We start from the raw sequence: 8,658 nt of genomic DNA on the forward strand, positions 1-8,658 counted from the left end.
AACTCTGACGACGAAGCCCGCCTGCGCTTGGCGGAGGCGCTGGCCGCTGGCGGTGAGGTCCCGGTTGCCCAGTGGTCGGAGCCCATCCGTTTGCGCTCGATCTTCGATCGGATCGAGCCCGCCTTGCCGCCGGACCGCGCGGGCGGCTATCCCCTCCAGGCGCTGGACCGCCGCCGGGAGACCCTGTTCCCCCAGCGCCCAAGACCGGCTGCCACCGAGGGGGAATACCGCGCGCTGGCCCGCTCGCTGAGGGAGGCCCTTCAGGGAGCCGAGGCGTTCGCCAGAGGCCACCCCGCCGCCCAGATCGCCGGCCTCTTAGGGGCGATGGCCCGCTTCGCCTGGTGCGTCCCCGCCGCCTCGGCCGCCGCCTTCGAGGATATCTCCCTCTACGACCACGGCCGGGTCGCGGCCGCCCTCGCCGCCCTCCTCGCCGAGGCGCCCGACGAGGCCCTCCGCGCCTGGAAGGCAGCCCTTCGCAACGGCGCCGACGCGCCGCCCGTCGCCTTGCTGATCAAGGGCGATCTCTCCGGGATCCAGGACTTCCTCTACCAGGTGAGCGGCAAGGGGACGGCCCGGGGGCTCCGGGGGCGCTCCCTCTACCTCCAGCTGCTCTCCGAGGCGGTCGCCCTGTTCCTCCTGCGCCAGCTGCGCCTCCCCCTAGTCAACCTTCTCTACAGCAGCGGCGGCCACTTCTGGATCCTCGCCCGTCCCGCTGACGCGGAGCGGCTGGCCGACCTGCAGCGCGCGGTCGACCGCCGCCTGATCGCCTTCCACGGCATGGATCTGGGGTTGATCTTGGGGGAGGTCCCCCTTCGCCCCGCCGATCTGCGACCAGGCGGGCTGAAGGCCGCGATGGACGAGTTGGCGGCCCGGATCCGCGCCCGCAAGCTCCGCCGGTTCGCGGACCTCCCCGCCGGGGATTGGGCGCTCCTCTTGCGCACGACCCCCGATTCGACGGAGCCCGGCGACTGGACCGACTGCGCCGTCTGCGGCCAGGTCGGCCGCAGGGGGAGGGAGATCCGAGAGGTCGAAGGGAACGTCCGCAAGTGCCTTCGCTGCCTCTCGTTTGAGGAGCTAGGACGGCGGGCCCTGGACATGAGCGCCGTCGCCTGGATTGTCCGGGCCGAGGATGATGGACCGGCGGGGGAAGCCGCTTCTTCCTCCAACTGGGCGGATCCGTTGGCGGCCTTCGGCCTCGGGGTGGTCCTCTTCAACGCCCAGGGGGAGCCGATCGGCGACCTGCCCCTCCCCAGGGACGGGGAGTGGGCCTTAGTCTGGGCGGTGGGCTTGCGGGCCTGGGACCTTCAAGTCCGGCGGCGGATCGCCGAGCAGTTGGGCGGGCTCCCCACCGCCTTCGTCCCCCGCTTCGTCCTGCGCTACGCCCCTCGGGTGACGGCCGAGGATCGGGAGCGGTTCAAGGCGCGCTATGAGGCCCGGGGGGAGAAGATGCCCGAGGAGGGCAGCATCCGCGACTTCGAGATCCTGGAGGGCTGGTCCACGGGGATCCAGCGGCTGGGGGTGTTGCGGGCGGATCTGGACGGGGCGGGCACGCTGTTCAGCGAGGGGCTGGGGCCGCGGATGACCCTCTCGCGCCTCGTCGCCCTCAGCAGCACCATCTCCCGCTTCTTCGAGGGATACGTGGAGACCCTCTGCCGGCAGCGCGATCCCCGGCGGGGCGGCTCCGGCGTGATCTACGCCCTGTATTCGGGCGGGGACGACCTGTTCATCGTCGGGGCGTGGGATGCGGTGGCCGACCTGGCGGGAGCGCTGCGCCGGGAGCTGGACGCATACACCGGCGGCCATCCGCGGATCGGCCTGAGCGCCGGCCTCACCCTGCACGGGGGCCGGGAGTCCGCCCAGCGGATGGCGGAGGCGGCGGGGGAGGCCCTGGAGGAGGCCAAGGGCTACCGCGGGCCGGACCCCGGGCGCCAGAAGGACGCTTTCGCCTTCCTGGGCCCGGTGATGCCTTGGCGGCCCGGCGAGGTCTTCCACGAGGTCCTGCGGTGGCGCGACCGCTTCGTGGCGATCGTCGACGAGGAAACGGGGGCAGGGGAAGGGCGGCCGCGGCGGAGGGCAGGGCGCGGTCGCAGCGTCCTGTTCGCCCTCATCCGCTGGGCCCTGCGCATCCAGCGGGAGCGCGCCCGCGGCCGGCCCGGCGCGCAGGCGATCCTCGGGCCCTGGCTGTGGCAGCTCCCCTACTTCCTCGCCCGCTGGCAGGAGATGGCCGAGGAGGGATCGGGAACGGAGAAGCTTTTGCGCGAAATGCGGAGGGATTGGGAACGCATGGGCCCGGCGGAGGCGTCGGCGCGCATCGAGGCGATCTGGGGCCCGGCCGCCCGCTGGGCGGAGCTGCTGACCCGGCGCGGGGAGGGCCGAGAAGCCCCCTAAGCCTTGCCTTCGGGAGGAACGCGATGGTGGGCAATCCAAGCTTCGATCTCCAGCAGATCGACGACATCATCATGCGTGACAACTCAGAGTTGCTGGTGCAGGTCAGCCGCCAGCTGGGGCAATACCTCGCCCAAGGCGGGCTCACCACCCACCAGCTCCGCAACCTCTTCGGCGAGGTCCGCCGCATCGCGATGGAGCTGGAACAGGCGGCGCTGGAGGAAGGCTCGGGATCGTCGATCCGTCCCGCCACCTGGCGGCGCATCCTGCTCCTGCGGCCGCGGATGGCCTATCAGGCCTCCCGGATCCAGCGCCGGGACAACCCGATGTTGCGTCTGGTGGAGGTGCTGGATCGGGCGATCGAGCGGATCGAGCGAAACCCCGAGCGGTTCCGCCGCTTCGCGGATTTTGTCGAGGCGATCGTGGCCTATCACCGTTACTTCCAGACGTATCGAGGATCTTGACAGGGGGTGGGCGATGGCAGATCAGTTCCAGCTGCGCGGCCGGCTGTTCCTGCGAGCGGAGATCCATGTGGTCACCGGGCTGCACATCGGCGGGGCGGGCGGCAAGGTAGCCATCGGCGGCGTGGACAACCCGGTCATCCGCGACCCGCTGACCGATGAGCCGATCCTCCCCGGCTCCTCCCTCAAGGGCAAGATGCGCAGCCTGCTGGAGCGATGGCGGGGCTTCGAGCCCAACCACGCCATCGGCCAGGCTCGCATCCATGTCTGCAAGAAACCCGAAGAATACCGTGACTGCAGCGTTTGCCATGTGTTCGGCGTGCCGGGCGAGATCGAATTCGCTTATCCCACCCGCCTCATCGTGCGGGACGCGTTCCTGGACCCTGGGTTGCGCCGGCGGCTGCGGGAGGCCGACCTGGACCTGCCCTTCACCGAGGTGAAGTGGGAGGCGGCCATCGACCGGATCACCTCGGCGGCGGTGCCCCGCCAGATCGAACGGGTGCCGGCGGGCGCCGTCTTCCGGCCCTTCTCCCTTCGCTCAGCGCGGGAACCCGCCGACGGGGGAGACGGCCCCGCCCCCCTGATGGTGTATAGCCTCTACTTCCCAAGGGACCTCGAGTGGTTCGTCGAGGTGGTCGACGCGATGGGCTTGGTGGAGGACGACTACCTGGGCGGCTATGGGTCCCGGGGCAGCGGCCAGGTGGCCTTCCGGAACCTCCAGCTCGGCTACAAGATCCCGGAGGGGGAGACGGGAAGCTATCCCGCTGACATCGTCTGGCTGTCGGAGTCCCCCGACCTGGTCCACTTCCGCAGCGCCCTGCCCCGGATGCTGGAGGAGATCGGGTTGCGGATCGAATGGGGAACCCCAACGGGCAACCCCGCATCGTCCCGAACTCGGGGAGAGCGATGGCGGCGTTCCCGGATTCCGTGACTGTCTATCGCCTGAGGCCCCTGACCCGCTTCCTGCGGCTGCGCGTCGCCCAGGGCGAGGAGACCGTGGAGTTCATCCCCTCCGACACGCTGTTCGCCGCCCTCGTGGCGGTGGCGGCGGAGCAGTGGGGCCAGCGGGCCGCCGCGGCCCTGGGGGAGGCGTTCGGGGGGTCAGAGCCGCCCTTCCTGCTGACCGGGGCCTTCCCGGCGCTGCCGCACCTGCGCTTCTTCCCCCGGCCCGCGGCCTGGTCCCCCGGCCCCGGAAAGGCCCTCAAGCGCCTGCGCTGGGTGTCCGAAGGGCTGTTGGCCCGGCTCGCCCGGGGGGAGCCGGTGAAGGACGAGGACCTCTTCCCCTCCGAAGGCGGCGAGGAGCCGGAGCGAACCCTGGCGAAGATCGCCCCGGTGCGGCTGCTGCGGGCAGAACGGTCACAGCTGCCCCGCCCGATGCAGCGGGGCGACCTCGCCGCATGGCGCCTGTGGGACGCCGCCTTCCAGCGGCCGGCGGTGGTGGTCAGCCGGGGCGGGGGCCGGACCTTCCTCTACGACATCGCGATGGCCCGCTACGGCCCTCAGGTTTCGTGGTGGGCGGCGTTCGCCTGGGGGGCGCGCGCGGAGGAGACGGCATGGCCCAGCGGCCCCTCCTGGCGCGGATTGATCGAGAGCGCCCTGAGGGCCCTCGGCGACCGGGGGATCGGCGGGATGCGCAGCCGGGGCGGCGGCGCCTTCCAGCTCGAGCTGGATTCAACGCCCCTCGCCCTGTCGGTGGCGTCCGCCCCCTACGTGGTCACGCTCTCCCGCTACCATCCCCGCGAGGACGAGCTGGAGGCCGGGGCGCTGTCGGACCCTAAGGCGGCCTATCGTTTGGTGACGGTCGGGGGATGGGCGGCGATCCCCGGGCGGCCCGACCAGCCCCGCAGGCCGATCGGGATGGTCGAGGCGGGGGCTGTCCTGCGGGCGGACGGCCGGTTCCCCCTGGGGACTCTGGTGGACGCCCGGCTGAACCCAAAGGATCTAGAGCGGTTCCCCCATCCCCTGTGGCGCTACGGCCTGGCCTTTCCCATCCCCTGGGCGGGCCTTCCCCCGGCGTCCGACCGGTTATCGGAGGGCCAGGCGGGGAAGCCCGAGAGCGATCCGGAGGAGGCAAGCGATGGCCCGGTATCAGTTGCGGATCACCACCCGGAGTGAGGTGCACATCGGCGACGGCCAGGCGCTGCGGCGGGAGTTCGAGTTCACGGTCCACGAGGGCCGCTTCTACCGCCTCAGCGTCCCCCATCTGCTGGCCCGCTACGAGGAAGAGGAGATCCCAGACGATCTGCTGGATCGCCTGACCGACGTGCCCCCGGCCCGCTGGCTGGACCCAGAGGACTTCCGGCGGGCGGACCGGTTCCCCTACATCCTTCCCGGCGATCCGCAGGTCGGCGAGGTGCGGTCCTTCGTCAAGGACCCGCTGTTCCGGCCGTATCTGCCGGGGAGCAGCCTCAAGGGGGCCCTGCGCACGGTGATCCTCTGGGAGATCTGGCGGGAGCGGGGGGAGCGGTTGACGCTCTCGCAGCTGGACCGGCGGCGGGAGTGGGCGGGGCAGCCCATCGAGCGGGCGTGGCTGGGGCGGGATCCCAACCACGACCTGCTGCGGGCCCTGCGGCCCGGGGACAGCCAGCCCGTCCCCGCCTCGACGTCGCTGGTGATCGCGCGGGCGGTGGTGCAGGTGGGGCCGCGCCAGGCCGCTCCGATCTCCGTCGAGGCCCTGCGGCCCGGCATCACCCTGACCGCCACCCTCTCCATCGATGAGCGGCTGTTGGAGATCGGGGAGAGGAAGCTGGGTTGGGAGGGGAAGGGGAAGTTCCTGCGCAGCCTGGCCGCGGTCGCCCGCAACTTCGCCCTGGACCGCATCCGCAAGGAGCAGGCGTGGGCCCAGGCCCACCAGCTCGGGGCGCTGCAGTCCTTTTACGCCGACCTGCGGGCCCGGCTGGACCGGATGCGGGCGGAGAAGCGCCCGGCCTTCCTGCTCCGCGTGGGCTGGGGCGGGGGGTGGGAGAGCAAAACCCTGGGGAAGGAGCCCTTCGACGAGGCGGCCTTCGAGGAGCTGCTGCGGCGCTACATCCGGCCGAAGGGCGACCGCCGCCCCGGGGATCCCTTCCCCCGAAGCCGCCGGGTGGTGGTGGATGGGCAGGGCCGGCCCCTGCGGCCCTTCGGGTGGGTCGAAGTCGAGATGGAGCCTGCATAAGGCCGAAGGAGGGAGGCGATGTCGGACGCGTCCCGGCCGATCCTGTTTACTTTCTTAGGCGCTGGCCGCTACGAGGAGGCGATTTACGAGGTGGACGCCGCGGGGGAACCCTTTGAGCACCGCACGAGGTTCGCGCCGGTCGCCACCGCGAGCTTCCTCCGGCCTCAGGAGGTCCGGCTCTTCCTGACGGAGGGGGCAAAGGGGCAGCACGGAGAGGCGATCGAGCGTGAGCTGCAGGCGCTGTCCATCGCGGTGAGGCCTATCCCTATCCCGGACGGCCGGGGCCTGGCCGAGTGGTGGGGGATCTTCGAGGCCATCGTCCGGGAAGCGAGGGCGACGGAGGGGGTTCCGCTGGCCTTCGACATCACCCACGGCTTCCGACATTTCCCGATCCTGGGCCTCTTGGCGGCTGCCTTTCTCCAGAGCGCTTATCGGGTTGCCCTGGGGGGGATCTTCTACGGGGCCTACGAGATGCGGCGCGCGGGCGGCGAGGGCGAGCCGCCCCGGGTGCCCCTGCTGGACCTCACCCCGATGCTGGAGCTGCTGCAGTGGGCCGTGGCGGCCGACCGGTTCCGCCGGCAGGGGGACGCGCGGGATCTGGCAGAGCTGCTGAAGCGGCTGAAGGGGGAGATCGGGCGCCAGGGGGAGCGGGAGGCCGCGGGCCACCTGAACCATCTGATCAACGGGCTGGAGGGGCTCTCGCTGGCCCTTCTCCTGATCCGCCCCCTCGAGGGGATGACGTCGGCCGCGTGGCTGGGCGGGCGGATGGACGAGGCGGGGGGATCCCTCCGGAACGCGGCGGAGCGGTGGCCGGGGCTGCGCCCCCTGCTGGCGATCTGGGACCAGGCGCAGGCCTTCCGGGAGTTCGCCCTAGAGGATCCGCTGAAACGTCCCGAGGAGTTCCTCCGAACAGGGCTCCGGCTGGCCCGCTGGTATGTCGAGCACGACCTGGGCGTCCAGGCGGTCACGTGGGCGCGGGAGTGGCTGGTCACCTATGCGATGGTGCAGAAGGAGTTCTCGGGGCCGGGCCTGGTCCGGCGGGACGAGCGGGAGGGGGTGGAGCGCAATCTGAACAGCGAGGCCCGCCAGTATCGAGAGGCGGAGGACCGTGGGAGCTACCGGAGCCGATGGTTCCGGGAGGTGCCCGAGGATCGGTGGCGGCAGTTCCTGGAGCTCTGGTTGCAGGCGGCGGACCTGCGCAACGACCTGGACCACGCGGGGATGCGAGAGGAGCCCCGGAAGGCGAGCGACCTGCAGGGCGAGATCCGGAAACTGGTGGAGAAGCTGGAGGCGTTTTATGGGGCGAAGTGATCTCATTAGCTTGGTGTTCCGGGTGCGGCCGGAGGCGGCGGCCCCGCTGCCCCGCTGGCTGGGCCACGCCGTCTATGGGGCGGTCCTGCAGCGGATCGCGGCGCAGGACCCGGGGCTGGCGGCCCGGATCCACCGGGGGGAGGGGCCGGCGGGGCTGACCTGCTCGACCCTCATGGGCCCATGGGAGGGGGAAGGGGTGACGCCGGCGCACGACTACCGGATCCGGGTGACCGCCTATGCGGAGGGGGTGGCGCGGGCGCTGGATCCGGAGGGGGGAGGGCTGTGGGGGGTGGGGGACGTTTTCGAGTTGGCGGGGGCCTGCTTCCGGGTCGAGGAGGTGATCGCCGAGGGGGATCCGTGGGCGGGGCGGGCGAGCTACATGGGGCTGGTGGAGGAGTATCTGAGCCGGCCGAAGCCATGGCCACGGCGGATGCGGCTGCGCTTTGCCTCGCCGACAGCCTTCCGGGACGGGGAGCGGTGGAACCCGCTGCCGCTGCCGGAGGCGGTCTTCGGGCATCTGGTGGAGAAGTGGAACGCCTTCAGCCCGGTGCGGCTGCCGGCGGCCCTGCGGGAGATGGCGGCGGCGCGGATCGCAGTGATGCGCTTCGACCTCTCCAGCCGGACGGCGCGGGCGCCGGAGGGCGGGGTGCGGGTGGGGTGCATTGGGACGGTGACCTATGGGGTGGTGGGGGACGACGGGTATCTGCGGGCGGTGATGGGGCTGTTGGGGACGTTCGCGCGGTATGCCGGGGTGGGGATCCTGACCACGATGGGGATGGGACAGGTGCGGATAGAGGCGGAGGAGGAGCTGGAGGAGAGCTGAGGCGAGCGGCGAGCGGGGCGGGCGGCCTGTGGCGGTGGGAGGGCGAGGGGGGGCGTATGCAGCGCGGACTGGTCATGAGGATCTTCAATCGGCGGCTCAAGAAACTTCCGCGGATCTCCGTAGCGATTTCGGCGACCGGGGGTCCGCGGAGGAGTTTGCAAATGTTATGGAGACCGGGATGATTTGGGGGGTGGGAGCGAAGTTGAACAGACATGAAATTCCAACAACGATCATCTGGAAAGGTATATATCCTGGATTTCTGCAGATACTTCCGCGGACCCCTGAGGGTCCCGTTGGCCCCACAGGGTTTAGAATCCCTTGACAAAAATTCAGGAACGGGCATAATTGAAAATAGGTTCCGGTCGGAAAGAAGAGCTGATCGCCCTAAACGAAGGCGCGATCTGAAATAGCAGGGAAAGCAGCAAAGCCGTGGTGGCATTGAAACCGGGACGTTGAGCGAGAGATTCAACGCAGGGGCGGGGGAAAGCAGCAAAGCCGTGGTGGCATTGAAACACGGGTTATAT

7 protein-coding genes are annotated in these 8,658 nt (G+C 70.7%); all 7 read left to right on the forward strand.

Features of this window, described 5'->3' with window-relative positions:
* The coding region (locus tag NZM16_RS02575) for a hypothetical protein (RefSeq protein WP_295478314.1) at positions 1–2,388 on the forward strand (2,388 nt) is incomplete at its 5' end.
* Positions 2,389–2,411: 23 nt separating this feature from the next.
* Positions 2,412–2,849 carry a type III-A CRISPR-associated protein Csm2 gene (gene csm2 / locus NZM16_RS02580; protein ID WP_295478317.1) on the forward strand — a complete coding sequence of 146 codons (438 nt, stop codon included), beginning with the start codon at positions 2,412–2,414 and terminating at the stop codon, positions 2,847–2,849.
* Between the two features lie 13 nt (positions 2,850–2,862).
* Positions 2,863–3,777 (forward strand): type III-A CRISPR-associated RAMP protein Csm3, encoded by a 915-nt coding sequence (gene csm3, locus NZM16_RS02585; protein WP_295478320.1) that lies wholly within the window; start codon positions 2,863–2,865, stop codon positions 3,775–3,777.
* Complete coding sequence (locus NZM16_RS02590; RefSeq protein WP_295478322.1) at positions 3,753–4,961, forward strand: hypothetical protein; 1,209 nt, start codon at positions 3,753–3,755, stop codon at positions 4,959–4,961. The genes csm3 and NZM16_RS02590 overlap by 25 nt, the downstream gene beginning before the upstream one ends.
* The gene (csm5, locus tag NZM16_RS02595) at positions 4,924–6,000 is read left to right on the forward strand and encodes a type III-A CRISPR-associated RAMP protein Csm5 (protein ID WP_295452910.1); all 1,077 of its coding nucleotides are present in this window, start codon (positions 4,924–4,926) and stop codon (positions 5,998–6,000) included. Before NZM16_RS02590 ends, csm5 begins: the two co-directional genes overlap by 38 nt.
* Before the next feature lie 18 nt (positions 6,001–6,018).
* A complete protein-coding gene (gene csx2, locus NZM16_RS02600; RefSeq protein WP_295478325.1) occupies positions 6,019–7,311 on the forward strand; it encodes a TIGR02221 family CRISPR-associated protein in 1,293 nt (430 codons plus the stop codon).
* The gene (cas6, locus tag NZM16_RS02605; RefSeq protein ID WP_295478328.1) at positions 7,298–8,134 is read left to right on the forward strand and encodes a CRISPR system precrRNA processing endoribonuclease RAMP protein Cas6; all 837 of its coding nucleotides are present in this window, start codon (positions 7,298–7,300) and stop codon (positions 8,132–8,134) included. The genes csx2 and cas6 overlap by 14 nt, the downstream gene beginning before the upstream one ends.
* The last annotated feature ends 524 nt before the right edge of the window (positions 8,135–8,658 follow it).

It is taken from the genome of Thermoflexus sp., assembly GCF_025055495.1.
Classification (GTDB): domain Bacteria; phylum Chloroflexota; class Anaerolineae; order Thermoflexales; family Thermoflexaceae; genus Thermoflexus.